The organism is Streptomyces sp. NPDC004752, assembly GCF_053601275.1.
In genome coordinates this window covers 24,281-42,120 of sequence record NZ_JBSGBN010000085.1, presented here as the reverse complement: position 1 = coordinate 42,120, position 17,840 = coordinate 24,281, and the positions used below count along the sequence as shown (strand labels likewise).

The window sequence follows — 17,840 nt, the reverse complement described above, 5'->3', positions numbered from 1 at the left end:
TTTTTTTTTATTCTGTGATAATAAAATAAATAATTTAATTGTTTTTTGTGGGGGGGCGGGGGGGGCGGGGCCCCCCCCCCCCGCCCCCCCCCCCCCCCCCCGGGCCGGGTGCCGGACTACTCGCCGGGGTGGGCGAGTTCGATGTCATGCCCGTCGGCCCCGGCGCCCTGCACCGTCAGGGCCGTCGCCACCGGCGGGTAGCCCGTCGCGATCACGGTGTAGTCGCCGGAGTTCAGGTCGGTGAAGGCGTACGCACCGTCCGGTCCGGTGGTGGACGTGCCGACCACGTTGCCCGCCGCGTCCACGAGGGTCACCCGGGCGTCGGCCAGCGGACCGTGCCCGGCCCGGACGACGCCCTGGAGCCGGGCGCCCGCCTCCAGATCCACCTCGATCCGGGTGACGCCGGTGGCGCCGATCTCGACGGGCAGCGCCCGCGGCCGGAACCCGGCGGCGTTCACCGCGACCGTCACCGCGCCGGGCACCAGCTCACCGAAGGTGAAATCGCCCTGCTCGCCGGTGGACCCGGTGGCCAGCAGATCGCCGCGCACATCGGTGACGATCACCATCGCGTCCTTGACCGGCAGCGCGCTGCCGACCGCCCGGACCACACCGCTCAGCCCGCTGGTGCCGCTGAGCAGGACGTCGTACGACACCGGGCCCTCGTGCACCACGATCGTGGACGCCTGCGGCTGGAAGCCGTCGGCGGCGGCGATCAGGACGTATGAGCCGGTGCCCGGCACGTCCAGCGCATAGGAACCGTCGGCCTGCGTGACCGAGCGGCCCAACTGGCGGCCGGAGAGGGAGATCAGGGTGACCGCGGCCCGCGCGACCGGTGCGCTGTCGGCGCCGCGGACGAAGCCGTGCACCGGGATGCCGCCGGAGGCGGGCTGCTCCGGGGCGGGCACCGTGGCGACGGCGGTCAGCTGCCGCGTGGCGGACGCCTCCGTCCCGTCCTCGGTGCCCGCCGCGACCGGGGAGGCCCAGCCCGGCACCCGCTCCGTGGCCGACACGGCGGTGGCCGGGGCCTTCTCGTCGGCTGCGGCCTGCGCCAGCGCGCCCTTGGTCCGCAACGGGACCTCCTTGATGAACAGCGTGAAGAGGAAGGCGACGACCGCCAGGCTGCCGGCGATCAGGAACACATCGGCGATGCCGTGGCCGTAGGCGCTCTCCATGACCGTGCGCAACGGGGCCGGCAGGGCGTTCATGTCCGGGATGGAGTCCGTGGAACCCGAGCCGGACAGCCCCTTGGCGTACTTCGGGCTCAGCTCGGCGAGGCCGTCCTTGACGTAGCCGGTGATCCGGTGGGACATCACCGCGCCGAGCGCGGAGACGCCGACCGCACCGCCGAGGGAACGGAAGAAGGTGACCGTGGAACTGGCCGAACCGAGGTCGGCCGGGGCCACCTGGTTCTGCGTGCACAGCACCAGGTTCTGCATCATCATGCCGATGCCGAGGCCCAGCATGGCCATGAAGACGGCCATCTTCCAGTAGTCGGTGTCGTACCGGATGGTGCCCAGCAGGCCCAGCCCGGCCGGCACCAGCACACCGCCCGTGACCAGCCATGCCTTCCAGCGGCCGGTGCGGGTGATGAACTGGCCGGAGACGGTGGAGGAGACGAACAGGCCGCCGATCATCGGGATGGTCAGGACACCCGACATCGTCGGGGACTTGTCGCGGGCCAGCTGGAAGTACTGGCTGAAGAAGACCGTGCCGCTGAACATCGCGATACCGACGAACAGCGAGGCGAGCGACGCGAGGGTGATGGTGCGGTTGCGGAACAGCCGCAGCGGGATGATCGGCTCGCTCGCCCTGGACTCGGTGATCACGAACAGCGCGCCGAGCACCAGCGAGCCGCCGACCATCGTGTACGTCTGCCACGACAGCCAGGCGTACTTGTCACCGGCGAAGGTCACCCAGACCAGCAGCAGCGAGACCGCGGCGGATATGAAGAACGCGCCGCCCCAGTCGACCTTCACGTCCCGCTTCACCACGGGGAGGTGCAGGGTCCGCTGGAGCACGATCAGCGCGATGAACGCGAACGGCACGCCGACGTAGAAGCACCAGCGCCAGCCCAGCCACGAGGTGTCGGTGATGACGCCGCCGAGCAGCGGGCCGCCGACGGTGGCGACGGCGAAGGTGGCACCGAGGTAACCGGAGTAACGGCCGCGCTCGCGCGGGGAGATCATCGCCGCCATGACGATCTGCGCCAGGGCGGACAGACCGCCGACGCCGACGCCTTGGACGACACGGCAGGCGATCAGCATGCCGGGGTTCTGCGAGAGGCCGGCGACGACCGAGCCCAGGACGTAGATGACCAGGGCTATCTGGACGAGGGCCTTCTTGCTGTACAGGTCTGCGAGCTTGCCCCACAGGGGAGTGGTCGCGGTCATCGACAGCAGGGCGGCCGTGACCACCCAGGTGTAGGCGGACTGGCCGCCGCCGAGATCGCTGATGATGCGGGGCAGAGCGTTGGAGACGATCGTGGACGACAGGATCGCCACGAACATGCCGAGCAGCAGCCCGGAGAGCGCCTCCATGATCTGCCGATGCGTCATGGGAGCGTCGGTGGAGCCTCCCCCGTGCTTGGCGTGAGCCCGCACACCGGCTGGTGTGGTCGTTGCCATGGGCTTCCTTTTCCTCTGTGCTTCCACGTCTTCTATGTGCTTCTACGTGTTTGTCCGGGTGCAGGGATGGCCGTCGCTTCGCGTACGGGCGCGGCGGCGGGCTGCGACGGGTGGGGCCGGGCGGGTACGGTCCGGCAGTCGCCGAAGCTGTCCCGGAGCCGGGTCATGAGCCGGCTCAGCTGGGCGACCTCGTCGTCGGTCCAGTCGCTGAGCCGCTCGGCCAGCAGTTCGGTGCTGCGTCGCGCCAGTTCGTCCGTCATCGATCTGCCCGCGGGAGTGAGGTGCAGGATGCGCGAGCGCTTGTCGGCGGGGTCCGGGGACCGCTCGATCCAGCCACGTTCGGCGACGTGCGCGACATGTCGGCTGGTCACCGACATGTCCACGGCGAGCAACTCCGCGAGCTTGCTCATGCGCATGTCGCCGTGCCGGCCGAGCAGGGTCAACACGGCGGCGGATCCGCTCGGGCAGTCGTGCGGGAGGATCCGCGCCAGGTCCCGTTTCACGGCTCCGACGGCACTGAGCTGACGCGCCAGCTCCGCGAACTGCGTCTGCTCAGCCATCACACCTCCCGTAATTGTTGCTTGAGGCAACCGTACGGGTGCTTGGTTGCCGAAGGCAAATAAAACCAGTGGTATCGCGCACAAAAACTTGGCAAAGGCAAGTATTGCGAACGTAAATATGCAGGTGGGGTCGGTTGCGGGGGCGGGAGGGGGCTGGAAGGGGGAGGGAAGGGGACGGAAGGGGAGTGACGACGGGACCGGAGCCGGGAGTGCGGACACATTCCGTACGGGGTCTTCAGCGCCCCCACTTGGGCGGCCCCACCCGTCTTCGCTAGGGTCTCGGGCCATGGCTAACACCCAGAACCCCCAGGGCAATCACGACCCCGCTGGCAACACCCAGATGTTCCGCGCGTTCGTCGACGAGGCCCCCCAGGGGCGGCAGCAGGCGTCCGGCTCGACCGGTCCCCGTATCGGCCTGATCGCCGGTGTCGTCGTGGCGGTGGTGATCGTGGCGGCGGTGGCCTGGCTGGCGCTGAAGTAGCCCGGCCTGCCGCCTGGCTTGCCCCGCCCGCCCGGCTCACCCGGCCCGCCCGACGGGCCGAACGGCCGGACGGGCGGGCGCGGTTGCACCGGTGCGTCGATGAGCTGGTCGGCGACCCCGCGCGCGACATCGGCGGGGCAGGGGGTGACGGCCCGAGGGCGAGATGCCGCAAGCCCGCGTCGATCGCCTCGCCGATCGCGTCCCGGGTGACGTCGGGCCGCCGTAGGAGACGGACACGAAGACCGACCGGGTGGCCGCGGCCGGGCCGGCTGAGCGGCCCGTACGGACCGTCGGCTGTGCGCCTGCACCGACCGTCGGCTGAGCGGCCCGCGCCGCACGCCGACCGCGCCGTACGCCGCCCGTCGGCGGTCGTCACCTCCAGGCGACCGACACGTCCCGCGTGGGTCTCGATGCGCCTGCTGAGCGGCACCCGTCAGGCGTCGACGCGCACCGTCCGGGCGTGGTCCTCGTCCGCGCCGGGGCGGAGCGGCGCCGGGAGTTCCTGAGTGGACTCCACCGTCGCCCAGTCGATGCCGAGCGTATCGATGAGGTGCGTGCCGAAGGTCACCGTTGCCGAACGGACCGGTGTGCCACCGGTGTTGTGGAAAGTGACCGTCACCTTCTCGCACCATCGCTGCTCCGTGGCCTCCCGCACCGGGTCGTCCCAGGCGGGGGCGAGGGACGCCGGTGCCGTGTCGCCCGTCGCGGGTGGTGCGGTCGGAGCCGGTGATTCGGCTGGTGTCGTCCGGTCGGCCCGGAGCCCGTGGCCGTGGCGGGCATGCCCGGTGTCGGCCCGCCGTCGCCATCGCCGTCTCCGTCGGCGGCTCCGTCCCCGCCGCCGCGGGTGTCCGGCGTCCGGCGGTCGGGCCGCGGCCCCGAAGTCGGCCCGGCGGCCGGAGGGTTGTCGTCCGCCTCGGGCGACCCGTCGAGCGGCGTCAGCGTTACCGGAGCGTTCGGCCTCAGCCCCGTAGGAGAGGCTCCGGGCGCCCCTACGGCGACGTAACCGCCGCATCCGCCGCTTCGTCCGTGCAAGGTCGGCACCCCGCCCAGGACGACGACGGCCGCCGACGCTGCCGCAACGGCGCCTCGGCGGCCATGAGTCCGGCCCGTCCAGGATTTTTGGCCGACTCCGGTCCCGGGCTCCGTGCCCGTCCCAGTTCCCAGCACCGGGGCCGCCAGTGTTACTGACGGTCCGTCAAGAGGGAAGGGACGGCGGAAGGAGGCCCGGAAGCCGGATTCAGTCCGAGATCGGACCGGGCTCAGTCCGAGATCAGGCCCTCGCGGAGCTGTGCCAGGGTCCGGGTCAGCAGGCGGGAGACATGCATCTGGGAGATGCCGACCTCCTCGCCGATCTGGGACTGGGTCATGTTCGCGAAGAAGCGGAGCATGATGATCCGGCGCTCGCGGGGCGGGAGTTTGGCCAGCAGCGGCTTCAGGGACTCGCGGTACTCGACGCCCTCAAGGGCGCTGTCCTCGTAGCCGAGGCGGTCGGCCAGGGAGCCCTCGCCGCCGTCGTCCTCGGGGGCCGGGGAGTCCAGGGACGAGGCCGTGTAGGCGTTGCCCACGGCCAGACCGTCGACCACGTCCTCCTCCGACACGCCCAGGACCGCGGCGAGTTCGGTGACGGTCGGGGAGCGGTCCAGCTTCTGGGACAGCTCGTCGCTGGCCTTCGTGAGCGCCAGCCGCAGCTCCTGGAGCCGCCGCGGGACCCGCACCGACCACGAGGTGTCGCGGAAGAAGCGTTTGATCTCGCCCACGACCGTCGGCATCGCGAACGTCGGGAATTCGACGCCGCGTTCGCAGTCGAAGCGGTCGATGGCCTTGATCAGGCCGATGGTGCCGACCTGGACGATGTCCTCCATCGGCTCGTTGCGGGAGCGGAAGCGGGCCGCCGCGTACCGCACGAGCGGGAGGTTGAGTTCGATGAGGGTGTCCCGGACGTAGGCACGCTCGGGGCTGTCCTCGTCGAGTGCGGCGAGCCGCAGGAACAGGGAGCGGGACAGGGTGCGGGTGTCGATGGCCTCCGAGCCGGCCGGGACGGCCGGGGCCGGCGCGGTCTCAAGGGTCGTGACGTCGTCGAGCACGTCGATAGCGTCAAGTTCCTTGGGCGCTGCCTCGCTCTTCGCGGGCGTGAGCACCTTCGAGCTGCCCTGGTCTGCGGACATGCCACCCCCTTTGGGTCGCGGGACGGTCGTGGCGGCGTCCTCCTGCGAGGAACGCAACCTTCACCTGAATACCGGAGCCGGAGCCACGGCAAACGCGCTTCCCGCAGAATGTCACATGTCGGCAACACGCTGTAGTGACATGTCGACATGCAAGATGCGAATCAGCCCAGGAAGGAGGGGGTCTGACGGCTCGTGGGCGTGCGGATGCCGGGAACCGCCCTGGCGAGCGATTCGCTCGGGCCGGTGATCGATCGATCCCGCATTCGGTTGTGCGCCGGAGTGGTTCGGCGGCGGTTACGCCTCGATCACGCCTCGATCACGCCTCGATCCGGTTCGCCGAACGCAACCGCTGGAAGCTGCGCGCGAGCAGCCGCGAGACGTGCATCTGGGAGACGCCGAGTTCCGCACTGATCTGCGACTGGGTGAGGTTGCTGTAGTAGCGAAGCAAAAGGATTCTCTGCTCCCGTTCCGGGAGTTGGACCAGCAGATGGCGGACCAGATCGCGGTGCTCGACACCGTCCAGGGCCGGGTCCTCGTAGCCGATCCGGTCCAGCAGGCCGGGCATCCCGTCGCCCTCCTGCGCGGCCTCCAGGGAGGTGGCGTGGTACGAGCGTCCCGCCTCGATGCAGGAGAGCACCTCCTCCTCGCTGATGCGCAGCCGCTCGGCGATCTCGGCGGTGGACGGGGAGCGGCCGAAGGCGGTGGTCAGGTCCTCGGTCGCGCTGTTGACCTGGACCCACAGCTCATGCAGTCGGCGCGGTACGTGCACCGTGCGGACGTTGTCCCGGAAGTATCGTTTGATCTCGCCGACGACCGTCGGCATCGCGAAGGTCGGGAACTGCACGCCCCGGTCCGGGTCGAACCGGTCGATGGCGTTGATCAGGCCGATGGTGCCGACCTGGACCACGTCCTCCATGGGCTCGTTGCGGGAGCGGAAACGGGCGGCCGCGTACCGCACGAGCGGGAGGTTGGCCTCGATGAGCGCCCCGCGCACCCGGTTGTGCTCCGGCGTGCCCGGCTGGAGCTCCTTGAGCTGGGCGAAGAGGACCTGGGTGAGAGCCCGGGTGTCGGCACCGCGGCGCTTCTCGGGCACCGGGTTCGGGGCCGGAGCGGAAGCCCCGTCCGGGGGCGGCGCAGTACGGGCCGACAAGGTCAACGCCACCTCTTCTATCGGTCAACTCATCCGTCAAAAGCGGTCATAGCATCACAAGACATGTGCACTGTGTTCAAGCACCGCATAGCGACGTGTTGAGTGTTGAATTGGTGCAGGAGGCGCAAAAAATCCCCGCACCATTCCGGTGCGGGGTCGAGGTTTCGACCGTACGGCTCAGACCTCGTAGTCGGCGATCACCCAGGTGGCGAACTCCCGCCACAGCGCGACGCCCGCCTGGTGCGCCGGGTGCTCCAGGTAGCGCTTGAGGGCGTCGGTGTCGTCGACCGCCGAGTTGATCGCGAAGTCGTATGCGATGGGCCGGTCGGAGATGTTCCAGCCGCACTCCCAGAAGCGCAGTTCCTCGATTCGGTCACCCAGGGACCGGAATGCCTCGACGCCCTCGACGACCTGCGGGTCTTCGCGCTCGACGCCCTCGTTGAGCCTGAACAGGACCAAGTGGCGGATCATGGGCTTCCCCTCAGCTCTTTCCTCCGTTGGCGACCCATGTCATGAAGTCGCCGATGGACTTGGCCGCGTCCGATATGCCCTCGAAGCCTATCTGGACATAGTCCGCGGCTTTGGCCGGATCCGTGATGATCACGTACACCACGAAGACCACGAGCACGAATATGGCGATCCTTTTGGCGTTCACCGCCACCGCGCCTCCCCTGTCACTATGTGCCCGGTCGGGCCCCCTGCCGCCGGCGGCGAGTGTAACCTTCACGCGTTCCGCGGTGACCAACGGCCCGCGGGCCGAAGTTTTTTGCCGACTCCACAAGACCGGGGACACTCCTCGCCCCACTGGGATCCGGTCTTCGCGTGCGCGTATGCGTGCGCGTCCGCGGTTTCCGCACGCCCGAGTCGCCCCTCCCTCCCGGGTGCGCCCGTGTCGTTCTTCTTGCGTGAGCCCGCGCCGCTCCCGCCCCGGCACGCGCGAAGGGCCCCGTCGCTCGACGGGGCCCTTCTTCGGCGGTAGCGGAGGGATTTGAACCCTCGGTGACTTGCGCCACACTCGCTTTCGAGGCGAGCTCCTTCGGCCGCTCGGACACGCTACCGAGGGAGACCTTACAGCACCGGGGGTCACGGTCTGAAATCGGTATTCAGCGGTCCCGGAAGAACGCGGTGAGGAGCCGCGCGCAGTCCTCGGCCAGGACGCCCTCGACGACCTCGGGCCGGTGGTTGAGTCGTCGGTCGCGCACGAGGTCCCAGAGGGAACCGGCCGCGCCCGCCTTCTCGTCGCGGGCGCCGTAGACGACACGGTCGACGCGGGACTGCACGAGGGCGCCCGCGCACATCGTGCAGGGCTCCAGCGTGACCACGAGGGTGCATCCCGTCAGCCGCCAGGCGCCCAGCGAGGCGGCGGCCCGCCGGAGCGCGAGAATCTCCGCGTGGGCCGTGGGGTCGCCGGTGGCCTCGCGTTCGTTGTGGCCGCTCGCGAGCACCGTCGTGCCGTCCGGGGACAGCACGACGGCGCCGACGGGGACGTCCCCGCCCGGGACGGCCCGCTCGGCCTCGTCCAGGGCGAGCCGCATCGCGGCCCGCCAGCGGTCGCGTACCGGATCCGGGGTCCGCCCGGTGCCGGTGGGTGAGGCGGTCAGCGGACGGTCTCCAGCACCTCCGAGGCGCCCAGTGCATCGGCGATCGCGCCCAGCGCGTCCTCCGCGTCCAGGGCGCGCAGCTCCTTCTCGCCGACGCCGAGGTCCTCCAGGATCTCGCTGTCGCCCACCGGACCGTGGGTCACCGCGTCGGCGGCCGGGCCGTCCTCGTCGTCGTCCTGCTCCTCGGACTCACCGTCCTCCGTGCCGTCGAGGTTCAGGGAGTCCAGGTCGGGGCCGTCCGAGCCGGGTTCGCGGCCGAGCAGTTCATCGGTGAGCAGGAGTTCGCCGTAGGCGCTGCGGGCAGCGGCGGCGGCATCGGAGACGTAGATGCGAGGGTCGTCCTCGCCGTCCACGCGGACGACGCCGAACCACGCGTCCTCCTGCTCGATCAGAACGAGCACCGTGTCCTCCTCGGGAGAGGTTTCCCGAGCCAGGTCGGCCAGATCCGACAGGGTTTCCACATCGTCGAGCTCTGTGTCGCTCGCTTCCCACCCGTCTTCGGTGCGCGCGAGCAGTGCGGCGAAGTACACCGTGACTCTCCCACTGGTCTTAGGCGTGCCGGTTGAGGTTCCCCCGGCGGAGGTTCTGGGCGGGGAGAGCTGGGCTCCGAGCCCCACCCACTCGGAATCGTGGCAGAAACAGAGCGCTAGGGGGACGTCTTCGGCTCCCTGTGTCTGGCAGTTTTGATCGCGCGTATGCAAAGTCGCATCCGAACGTCGGTCAAGGAATCACCAGCGCACTCGTTGCCGCCACCTGCGGATCGTACGCGGCTTTCGGGGACGCTCACGCACGCCCTCGCCCGCAACGCACGGGCGACCGCCGGTCTTCCCTACCAGCGGAAGGCGCGCATGCGCAGCGCGTGCCGGAGTCTGGCCGCTTTTGCGCGCCTCGGCTGGACGCGGTCGCGCAGCTCGCGCGCCTCGGCCAATTCGTGCAGGAACCGGGCCCGGCGGCGCCTGCGCTCGGCGTCGCTCTCCGGCTCGGACGCGCTAGTGCCGGTCGCCTCCGCCGCGCCGGGGCCGTCGAACGCGTCGGGGCCATCGAGCACGCCTGGGTTGCCTGAACCGTCGGCCGCGTCGGAGCCGTCGGATACTCCGGAACTATTGGACACGCCGGGGCCATCGGATATATCGCGGTTGTCGGACATGCCGGTGTCGCTGGACACGCCGGACGTGTCCGGTGTGCGGTCGGGCCGCTCAGACATCGGTTCACCACCCCGGTCGGCCTCTCCCACTTTCCCCCGGACGGGCGGTTTGATGCCAGCGCGAGCTGCGCGGAAGCGCGGCTACTGTTATGCGCATGCGTCTCCACGTCGTCGACCACCCCCTGGTCGCCCACAAGCTCACCACGCTGCGCGACCAGCGCACCGACTCCGCGACCTTCCGGCGGCTCGCCGACGAACTGGTCACCCTGCTCGCCTACGAGGCCACGCGGGACGTCCGCACCGAGCAGGTCGACATCACGACGCCGGTGGCCACGACCACCGGCGTCAAACTGTCCCACCCGCGCCCGCTGGTGGTGCCGATCCTGCGCGCCGGGCTCGGCATGCTGGACGGCATGGTCCGGCTGCTGCCGACCGCCGAGGTGGGCTTCCTCGGCATGATCCGCAACGAGGAGACGCTGCTGGCCTCCACGTACGCCACCCGGATGCCGGAGGACCTCTCCGGCCGTCAGGTGTACGTCCTGGACCCGATGCTCGCCACCGGCGGCACCCTGGTCGCGGCGATACGGGAGCTGATCAGGCGCGGTGCCGACGACGTGACCGCCGTGGTCCTGCTCGCGGCCCCGGAGGGCGTCGAGGTGATGGAGCGCGAACTGGCGGGCACCCCGGTCACGGTCGTCACGGCCGCGGTCGACGACCACCTCAACGGGCAGGGTTACATCGTCCCCGGCCTCGGAGACGCGGGGGACCGGCTGTACGGGGCGGCCGAGTAGGCGGCGTACGGCCGTCGGCAGTCCAGGCCGGCGTACGGGGCAGCCCAGGCCGACGTACGGACGGCCTCAGCAGTCCTCAGCAGTCCTTCTTCGACGCGTCGGACGCCTGCTCGGGCGCGTTCAGCGCGGCCAGCGCCTTGTCGGCGTCCGCCGGCTTGGCGAGGCTCTGGAAGCCGGTGCCGAGGACGAGGTCGAGGGCGGTGCCCTTGCGGCCGGCGTCGGTGCGGCGTTCGGCGCTGCCGAGCTGGGTGGCGAGGACGGGCAGCGAGGTGTTCAGCGCGGAGCCGGGACCGATCAGGATGCCGGTGCCCTTGATCTTCTGGTCGAACCGGGCCGGCGCGTTGCCGACCTCGCCGATCTTGAAGCCGCGCTTCTTCAGCTCGTCCGCGGTGGCCTTGGCGAGGCCGGTGCGGGGGGTGGCGTTGTAGACGTTGACGGTGATCGTCCCGGGCCGGGGTGGTGCCGCGGCCGGGCTCGGGGAGGCGTCGGACCCGGTGGGGCAGTCCGAGGCGGAGCCGACCGATGCCTTCTTGCCGCCGCCGCCGGTGAAGACGTCGATGAGCTGCAGGGTCCCCCAGCCGATCAGGCCGAGCGCGGCGACCGAGGCCACCAGCCCGAACACGAGCCTGCCGCGCCGCCGGGGAGGGCGCATCCTCGGGTACTTGTCCCCCGTGATCCGGTACTTGCCGCCCATGCCGGGGGGAGTCAGCATGCTCATGGCCGCAGCGTAGTGCGCCTGGGCGGCCGTGCCTACTAGATGATCATTCGATGCCGCGCAGGAGAACCCGAAAGGGTCAACGGACGACCCGGATATGTCCGATAGGTCTCCGGTGGATGCCCGGCGAGTCGGGCGAGTTCGGCGAATCCAGTGCGTCCGGTGCGTCCGGTGGTGTGACCGAAAGGGGCGCGGTGGGGCCACGGGTGTGCTCGCCGATGCGGTCCGCGGGGGACCGCAGTGTTCCGCGCGGATCGCCGGGGGCGGTCCGCGGGGGTCAGCCCAGTTCGAGCACGCGCGCGTGCAGCACCTGGCGCTGCTGCAGGGCCGCGCGGACGGCGCGGTGCAGGCCGTCCTCCAGGTAGAGGTCGCCCTGCCACTTCACGACGTGCGCGAAGAGGTCGCCGTAGAAGGTCGAGTCCTCGGCGAGGAGGGTCTCCAGGTCGAGCTGGCCCTTGGTCGTCACGAGCTGATCGAGGCGGACCGGGCGCGGTGCGACGTCCGCCCACTGCCGGGTGCTCTCCCGGCCGTGGTCGGGGTACGGCCGGCCGTTTCCGATGCGCTTGAAGATCACACGGAAAGCCTACCGGTCAACATGTTCCGGGCGCAGCCGTCACGACGGAGTGCGAGGCCGGAAAAGACGTAATAAACCAGGGCATACGGGGAGCAGGGGTTCGGGACGAGTGACGGCGAGGCCGCACGGCCGGCCGGCGCCCCGAGACCCGCGGGAGTGCGTTCGCCCTGCCGCGGGAGGCCCTGGAGATCGCCGCCGGGTACGCCTCCGCCGACCCGGCGCCGGACCCGGGCGTCCTGCTGTGGGACGGGCGGTGCCAGGTTCCCGTGACTCCCGCACACCGTTCACGGTCGGCTCTTCGGCCACCCCGTCCGCCTGTGCCGGGGCCGCGAGCGGCCGACATCGGCAAGCGGCTTCAGGGTCGCGGGATTCGAGCGCAGGGCGACGACGAGGCGTCCGTGCGGGCCTGCCGTACCGGTAAGCCCTGCGTCGGCCGACGCCCCGCCGAGGTGGAACCGGCGGGGCGTCGATGAGCGGGCCGTCAGGCCGTCGTCTGTTCCTTCTCGACCACGGGAGCGCTGGGGGCGTTGGCCTTCACGGACTCTATGCCGTGCAGGCAGGACGCCTTGCTCTCGTACGCTTCGCCCACGGCGATGATCTCGCCGTTACCCGCCTTGAGCCGGAACCGGTACTTGTCTGCTTTGTCCTTGTAGATCTCGAACTTGCCCGCCATGACGTGCCACCTCTCTCGCGTTCCCCCTGTGGCGACGCTAAGCCGGTGCGTGTACTCCCGCAGCTCGGCGGAGCGTGGCAGGGACGAGGTGAGGGCCCGGTCGCCGGGACGGTGAGCGGTGTCACACGGCGCGGGGCACCTGGCGGGCATGGCCGTGGATCCGGACGGACGTGAAGATCTCGACGATGCCGACCGCGACCAGCCAGATGCCGCCGACCAGGGTGAGCACGGCGATCGACGTGAACGGCGAGACGATCAGCACGATCCCGGCGACGAAGGTGACGATGCCGAGGAAGATCTGCCAGCCCCGCGCGGGCATGGCGCCGTCGGAGGCGGCGGCCAGGGTCTGGGTGATGCCGCGGATCAGCCAGCCGATGCCGATCCACAGGGCGAGCAGCAGGATCGACTGCATGGGGCCGCGGAAGCAGAACAGACCCAGCACGATCGACAGGGCGCCGCTGATGAAGGCGAGCACCCGCAGCGAGGTCGCCTTGTGCGTGCCGAACGCCGCGAACAGCTGGAAGACGCCGCTGATCAGCAGATAGACGCCGAAGAAGACACCGGCGGCGAGCAGCGAGGCACCGGGCCAGACCAGCACCAGGACGCCCAGGATCAACGAGGCGATCCCGGTGAGCAGGACCACCTGCCAGGCGGCTCGGGACAGGGCGTGCAGCGGTCCCTCGAAGGGGGGTTCGGGCTCGTGGCGGCCGGTCGGCGGGTGGGCAGCGTGGACCTTGCGGTCGTCGTACTCGGGGCCCCAGCCGGAGCCGCTGCTCGGTGGCTCGGTCATGCTCCATGCTGGGTCCGGCCCCGAGCGGCCCGCCACCCGGGACGGGCCACCCGGCTGACGCTACGTCCCGGCGGTCTTCGCCGCCTTGGCCGCCTTCGCTGTCGCCTTCAGCTCCTGCTTGTACGCGCGCACCTTGGCCAGCGAGGCGGGCCCGGTGATGTCGGCGACGGACCGGTAGGACTTCGCCTCGCCGTACGCCCCGGCGGCCTCGCGCCAGCCCATGGGCCGCACACCGAGCTGCTTGCCGAGCAGCGCCAGGAAGATCTGGGCCTTCTGCCTGCCGAACCCGGGCAGCCCCTCCAGGCGTTTCAGCAGCTCGGCCCCGCTGTCGACGTCCCGCCAGACGGCCTCGGCGTCCCCGTCGTAGTGCTCGACCAGGTACTGGCACAGTTGCTGGATCCTCTGGGCCATGGACCCGGGATAGCGGTGTACCGCCGGTTCCTCGGAGAGCAGCGCGGCGAATTCCTCGGGGTCCTGGGCGGCGATCTCGTGCGCGTCCAGGTCGTCGGTGCCGAGCCGGCCCGCGATGGTCGCCGGCCCCTGGAACGCCCACTCCATCGGGATCTGCTGGTCCAGCAGCATGCCGGTCAGCGCGGCGAGCGGACTGCGGCCGAGCAGCGCGTCGGCCTCGGGGTCCTGGGCGAGGTGCAGCGTGACGTCCATGGGTCGATGGTCCCGCGGCCCGGCTCAGGGCGCGCGCCGGCGGCCCGGCGCGTGCACCCGCCGCCGTGGGATGCCCCGTTCCCGGCCGCCCGGCTCCCGGCGCGCGTACGACGACAGGGGCCGGGTGGTCGCCGGGGCGGGGGCGATGCACCCGCTCGGGTGCGGGATGTTCGCGGGCAGCGCGGGCAGTTACCGCCCGCACCCGTGCGACCAGGCGGGTGCCCGCGGCGCGGCGGGGCCCGACGGATCTCGTGGCGGGACGGGTCGGCGCGGTAGGGGAGTCCGTGTCCCCCCTGCCGCGACCTAGGCATCCCGCTCGCCCCCCTCGAACCGGAGGGCCCGGGCCACCGAGGCCGGAGCGAGCGCGCCGAGCGGGGAGCCGATCGCGGACAGCGAGGCGGGGCCGCCGATCGCGACGAGACGGGAGGGAGGGCGGCGCCCGACGGACCCCCCCGTACTCACCGTGCGCGAACATGGTCCGCACGGTGAGTGCGGTGGGCGGCCCGTCCGTACGTATCGCAGAGCACGTGATCCCGAAGACGGAGCGGTGACGTGGGCGAGGAGCGCGGCGGCAGCCGACGGGGCACCCGGCGACTGCGCAGACTGGTGGTGCTGGGCGCCGTGCTGGGCCTGCTCCTGCTCGGCGGGGCGGCCCCCGCCTCGGCGCACGCCGCCCTGCGCGGCACCGACCCGGCCGACGGCGGCGTCGTCGCGTCCGCCCCCCGGCACATCACCCTGACCTTCACCGAGTCCGTCGGCCTGCTCGACGATTCCTTCCGGGTGTACGACCCGGGCAACCGCCGGGTCGCCACCGGCGAGGCCCGGCATGCGCCCGGCCGCTCCGACACGGCCCGGGTGAGCCTGCCGGACGGGCTGGGCACCGGCACCTTCACCGTGGCCTGGCGGGTCGTGTCGGCCGACAGCCACCCGATCGCCGGCGCCTTCACCTTCTCCATAGGCAGGCCCTCCCCGACCACGGTGACCGTGCCCGACGGACCCGACGAGGACCCCGTCACCGGCGGCCTCTACGGCACCGCCCGCTACGCCGCCTACCTCGCCTTCGCTTTGCTCGTCGGAGCCCTGACGTTCGTTGCCGTCTGTCGGCCGCCGGACCCCGGACGGCTGCGCCGCACGGTCGTGGCGGCCTGGTGGGCCCTGGTCGCCGCCACCGTGGTCCTCCTCGTGCTGCGCGCGCCGTACGAGGCGGGCACCGGCCCGGCGGCGGTCCTGGACCCCTCGGCGCTGTCCCGCACGGCCACGAGCCGTCCGGGACTCGCCCTGCTGGCCCGGCTCGCGCTGCTGCTCGTCGCCGGTGTGCTGCTCGTGCGGCTGCGGCGGCGCTCCCGCGCGGCGCTCGCGGCGGGGGCCGTGCTCGCCGTCGCGCTGGCGCTGACCTGGGCGGCGGCCGACCATGCCTCCGCCGGCATCCAGGTGCCGCAGGCGATGGCCTCGTCCGTGCTGCACCTGCTGGCCACGGGGGTCTGGCTGGGCGGCCTGGCGGCCCTGCTCATGACGTTGTACCGGGCCCCGGACGAGGTACCGGCGACGGTACCGGCGACCGTGGTCGTCCGCTTCTCCCGGCTGGCCTTCGCCGCCGTGACCGTCCTGGTCGGCACCGGCGTCTACCAGTCCTGGCGCGGCCTCGGCTCCTGGGAGGCGCTCACCGGCACGTCGTACGGCCGGATCCTGGTCGCCAAACTGGCGGCGGTGGCACTGCTGCTGGCCGCGGCCGGCCGGTCCCGGCAGTTGACCGCGCGGCCGGTGCCGGCGGGGGTGGCCGAGGCCGTACCGGAGCGGGTGCCGGAGCCGGTCGGCGGTCCGCCGTCCCGCCCGCAGCCGCCCCTGGAGGACTGCTCGCCCGTTCCGCCGGCCGGGGAGGGACCGTCCGCCCCGGAACCGGACCGCCGTGCGCTGCGCCGGTCCGTGCTCGCCGAAGCGGCCGTGGGCGTCGTGGTGCTGGGGCTCACCACCGTGCTGACCGGCACCTCGCCGGGCCGTGCGGCGGCCGAGGCCGCGGCGGCGGCACCGGCGACCGACATTCCGGCCGCGTCCGTCACGACGGTCCCCTTCACCATCGGCACCGCGCGGGGCAGTGTGCAGGTCACGCTGGATCCCGGCCGGGTCGGCCAAACCTCCGTGCAGGCCGTGGTGTTCGGACCCGACGGCGGGCTGTCCACCGTTCCGGAACTACGGCTCTCCTTCACCCTGCCCGCCCAGCGGATCGGCCCGGTCGATGCCAAGGTCACCGACCTGGGCGGCTATTGGGGCACCAACTCCCTCAACCTGCCCATCCCCGGCACCTGGACGATGAAGGTGACGGTCCGGGTGTCGGAACTGGACCAGGTGACGGTGACGCACGGCGTGCGGGTCACTCGGTGAGCGTTCGGCGGGCTGGGTGGGGGCGTTCTCGGCTTCGCTCGCACAGGGGGACCCCATCGCGGCGGAGCCGCACATCGATAGCCGCACATCGATACACAGCCCCCGACACAGCACAGCACCGACACAGCACAGCCCCCGACACAGCCCCGCGCCCCTGTGGGGCGCAGTCCGGTGGCGGCTGTCCGGGCTTCTCGGGCTTTGCCTGTTCTTTACAACCCGGTGTCGTGCCGTGTCGTCTCTTCGCTCGATCCGTAACCGCCCGTCGACCAGCGGGCCAAGACGAAGGAGAGCGATCCGATGCGCCGAATTGTCCTGAGCGTCATGACACTCGCGTGCACCGCCGTGCTGGCGGGCACCGCGCCCGCGTTCGCCGACGGGACGACCCCCTCCGAGCCGACCAGGGCCGCCACCCCGGCCAACCCCGTCGCCACCCCCGCCACTGAGCCGACCAGGGTCGCCACCCCCGCCAATCCCGTCGCCACCCCCGCTACCGAGCCGACCAAGGCGCCGAAGCCGGTGCCCAGCCGCGTGCCGGGCATCGCGGAGACCCGGGCGCCGTCCCGGGGCCAGGTCTCGGTCGTGCCGGAGGGCGCGCCCGACACCGGGGTGACCGCGCCGTCCGAGGGGTCCGGTTCCTCGGCCGGGCTGCTCGGCGGGGGCGCCGCCGCGGTTCTCGTCGCGGCCGGCGGGGCGGTCTTCGTCGTACGCCGTCGGCGGGCGGCCGGGACCGCCGGGGCATGACCCCGCTCTCCAGGCGCGGTTTCGCCGCCGCGGGGCTGGCCACGCTGCTCACCGGCTGCGGCGGCCGAACGGACCGGCCGGCCGCGACCACGGCCCGGGGGAGTAAAGGGGGCAGCGCGGCGACCCCGACGGGTACGGGAGCCGCGCCGCGCCCGCTCGCCCGGTCGGTCCCGGTCCGGCTGCTGATCCCGGCCATCGGCGTGGACACCCCGCTGCTGCGACTCGGGCTCGCGGCGGACGGCACCGTGCAGGTGCCCCCGGTCACCGCGCACGACCGGGCTGGCTGGTACCGGCACTCGCCGACACCGGGTCAGGTCGGGCCGTCGGTCATTCTCGGCCATGTCACGGTCGGCGCCTACGGCGACGGCGTCTTCCGGCACCTGGCGCGGCTGCGCCGCGGCGAGACGATCATGGCGCGGCTGGAGAACGGCGCGCGGGCGGAGTTCGCGGTGACCCGGGTACGGACGGTCGCCAAGGCGGAGTTCCCGGCCGACGAGGTCTACGGGGACGTGGCCCGGCCCGAGGTGCGGCTCATCACCTGCGGCGGCCCGCACACCGGTGACGGCTACCTGGACAACGTGATCGTCTTCGCCGCGCTGAGCGGCACCGCCCCCTGATCCGTCGGCCCGGCGGAACCCGAAACCCGGCACCCGGCATCCGGCCGGCCCCGGCACCCGGGACACGGGCCCCGGCACCGGGCATCCGGCCGGCCCCGGGACACGGGTTCCGGCACCCGGGACCCCGAAACCCGGCGCCCGGGACACCGGCCCCGCCAACCGGACTTCGGAC

Annotated in this window: 21 protein-coding genes and 1 tRNA gene; 5 read left to right on the top strand and 17 right to left on the bottom strand. The window is 71.9% G+C overall.

Going from position 1 to position 17,840, the window contains the following annotated elements; genetic code table 11:
• Nucleotides 1-116 precede the first annotated feature (116 nt).
• Together ACWEKM_RS30155 and ACWEKM_RS30150 are read right to left on the bottom strand one after the other, a co-directional pair.
• Nucleotides 117-2,624, bottom strand: a complete 2,508-nt coding sequence (locus ACWEKM_RS30155) for an MFS transporter (RefSeq protein WP_451624419.1) — start codon at nt 2,622-2,624, stop codon at nt 117-119.
• A 32-nt stretch (nt 2,625-2,656) separates the two neighbouring features.
• On the bottom strand, nt 2,657-3,184 hold the full coding sequence (locus ACWEKM_RS30150) for a MarR family winged helix-turn-helix transcriptional regulator (RefSeq protein ID WP_451624418.1): 528 nt from the start codon (nt 3,182-3,184) through the stop codon (nt 2,657-2,659).
• A 286-nt stretch (nt 3,185-3,470) separates the two neighbouring features.
• Between ACWEKM_RS30150 and ACWEKM_RS30145 the strand changes: the two genes are divergently transcribed.
• On the top strand, nt 3,471-3,665 hold the full coding sequence (locus ACWEKM_RS30145) for a hypothetical protein (protein ID WP_451624417.1): 195 nt from the start codon (nt 3,471-3,473) through the stop codon (nt 3,663-3,665).
• A gap of 433 nt (nt 3,666-4,098) precedes the next feature.
• Here the strand turns inward: ACWEKM_RS30145 and ACWEKM_RS30140 are convergent, their stop codons facing one another.
• From ACWEKM_RS30140 to ACWEKM_RS30100, 9 genes are all read right to left on the bottom strand, one after another.
• Entirely contained in the window at nt 4,099-4,284 is a 186-nt protein-coding gene (locus ACWEKM_RS30140) for a hypothetical protein (protein ID WP_451624416.1), read from the bottom strand.
• A 640-nt stretch (nt 4,285-4,924) separates the two neighbouring features.
• On the bottom strand, nt 4,925-5,830 hold the full coding sequence (locus ACWEKM_RS30135; protein WP_451624415.1) for an RNA polymerase sigma factor SigF: 906 nt from the start codon (nt 5,828-5,830) through the stop codon (nt 4,925-4,927).
• A 316-nt stretch (nt 5,831-6,146) separates the two neighbouring features.
• Nucleotides 6,147-6,986, bottom strand: coding sequence for an RNA polymerase sigma factor SigF (locus ACWEKM_RS30130; RefSeq protein WP_451624425.1), 840 nt, complete (start codon nt 6,984-6,986; stop codon nt 6,147-6,149).
• Nucleotides 6,987-7,157: 171 nt separating this feature from the next.
• Nucleotides 7,158-7,451, bottom strand: coding sequence for a Dabb family protein (locus tag ACWEKM_RS30125; protein WP_451624414.1), 294 nt, complete (start codon nt 7,449-7,451; stop codon nt 7,158-7,160).
• Between the two features lie 10 nt (nt 7,452-7,461).
• Nucleotides 7,462-7,641 (bottom strand): hypothetical protein, encoded by a 180-nt coding sequence (locus ACWEKM_RS30120; RefSeq protein WP_451624424.1) that lies wholly within the window; start codon nt 7,639-7,641, stop codon nt 7,462-7,464.
• A 312-nt stretch (nt 7,642-7,953) separates the two neighbouring features.
• Nucleotides 7,954-8,038, bottom strand: a tRNA-Ser gene (locus ACWEKM_RS30115).
• A 45-nt stretch (nt 8,039-8,083) separates the two neighbouring features.
• Entirely contained in the window at nt 8,084-8,515 is a 432-nt protein-coding gene (gene tadA, locus ACWEKM_RS30110) for a tRNA adenosine(34) deaminase TadA (RefSeq protein ID WP_451624413.1), read from the bottom strand.
• Nucleotides 8,516-8,577: 62 nt separating this feature from the next.
• Complete coding sequence (locus tag ACWEKM_RS30105) at nt 8,578-9,111, bottom strand: tRNA adenosine deaminase-associated protein (RefSeq protein WP_451624412.1); 534 nt, start codon at nt 9,109-9,111, stop codon at nt 8,578-8,580.
• A 299-nt stretch (nt 9,112-9,410) separates the two neighbouring features.
• Nucleotides 9,411-9,629 carry a hypothetical protein gene (locus ACWEKM_RS30100; RefSeq protein WP_451624423.1) on the bottom strand — a complete coding sequence of 73 codons (219 nt, stop codon included), beginning with the start codon at nt 9,627-9,629 and terminating at the stop codon, nt 9,411-9,413.
• A gap of 251 nt (nt 9,630-9,880) precedes the next feature.
• On the opposite strand from ACWEKM_RS30100, the gene upp reads away from it, so the two are divergent.
• The gene (upp, locus tag ACWEKM_RS30095) at nt 9,881-10,516 is read left to right on the top strand and encodes a uracil phosphoribosyltransferase (RefSeq protein WP_451624411.1); all 636 of its coding nucleotides are present in this window, start codon (nt 9,881-9,883) and stop codon (nt 10,514-10,516) included.
• A 76-nt stretch (nt 10,517-10,592) separates the two neighbouring features.
• On the opposite strand, the gene ACWEKM_RS30090 is transcribed toward upp, so the two are convergent.
• The 6 genes from ACWEKM_RS30090 to ACWEKM_RS30065 form a co-directional block, all read right to left on the bottom strand.
• Nucleotides 10,593-11,234, bottom strand: a complete 642-nt coding sequence (locus tag ACWEKM_RS30090) for a LytR C-terminal domain-containing protein (protein ID WP_451624410.1) — start codon at nt 11,232-11,234, stop codon at nt 10,593-10,595.
• Between the two features lie 274 nt (nt 11,235-11,508).
• A complete protein-coding gene (locus ACWEKM_RS30085; RefSeq protein WP_003955420.1) occupies nt 11,509-11,805 on the bottom strand; it encodes a type II toxin-antitoxin system VapB family antitoxin in 297 nt (98 codons plus the stop codon).
• A 481-nt stretch (nt 11,806-12,286) separates the two neighbouring features.
• Nucleotides 12,287-12,478 (bottom strand): YegP family protein, encoded by a 192-nt coding sequence (locus ACWEKM_RS30080; RefSeq protein WP_451624409.1) that lies wholly within the window; start codon nt 12,476-12,478, stop codon nt 12,287-12,289.
• 121 nt (nt 12,479-12,599) lie between these two features.
• On the bottom strand, nt 12,600-13,268 hold the full coding sequence (locus tag ACWEKM_RS30075; protein ID WP_451624408.1) for an HdeD family acid-resistance protein: 669 nt from the start codon (nt 13,266-13,268) through the stop codon (nt 12,600-12,602).
• A gap of 60 nt (nt 13,269-13,328) precedes the next feature.
• A complete protein-coding gene (locus ACWEKM_RS30070) occupies nt 13,329-13,931 on the bottom strand; it encodes an HhH-GPD-type base excision DNA repair protein (protein WP_451624407.1) in 603 nt (200 codons plus the stop codon).
• Nucleotides 13,932-14,234: 303 nt separating this feature from the next.
• On the bottom strand, nt 14,235-14,393 hold the full coding sequence (locus ACWEKM_RS30065; RefSeq protein WP_451624406.1) for a hypothetical protein: 159 nt from the start codon (nt 14,391-14,393) through the stop codon (nt 14,235-14,237).
• Between the two features lie 144 nt (nt 14,394-14,537).
• Here ACWEKM_RS30065 and ACWEKM_RS30060 point away from each other — a divergent pair, with 144 nt between their 5' ends.
• From ACWEKM_RS30060 to ACWEKM_RS30050, 3 genes are all read left to right on the top strand, one after another.
• Nucleotides 14,538-16,310 carry a copper resistance CopC/CopD family protein gene (locus tag ACWEKM_RS30060; RefSeq protein ID WP_451624422.1) on the top strand — a complete coding sequence of 591 codons (1,773 nt, stop codon included), beginning with the start codon at nt 14,538-14,540 and terminating at the stop codon, nt 16,308-16,310.
• A gap of 297 nt (nt 16,311-16,607) precedes the next feature.
• Entirely contained in the window at nt 16,608-17,051 is a 444-nt protein-coding gene (locus ACWEKM_RS30055) for a sortase-dependent protein (protein WP_451624405.1), read from the top strand.
• Nucleotides 17,048-17,668: a class F sortase gene (locus tag ACWEKM_RS30050; protein WP_451624404.1), complete on the top strand. Its 621-nt coding sequence runs from the start codon at nt 17,048-17,050 to the stop codon at nt 17,666-17,668. Before ACWEKM_RS30055 ends, ACWEKM_RS30050 begins: the two co-directional genes overlap by 4 nt.
• Nucleotides 17,669-17,840: the final 172 nt, after the last annotated feature.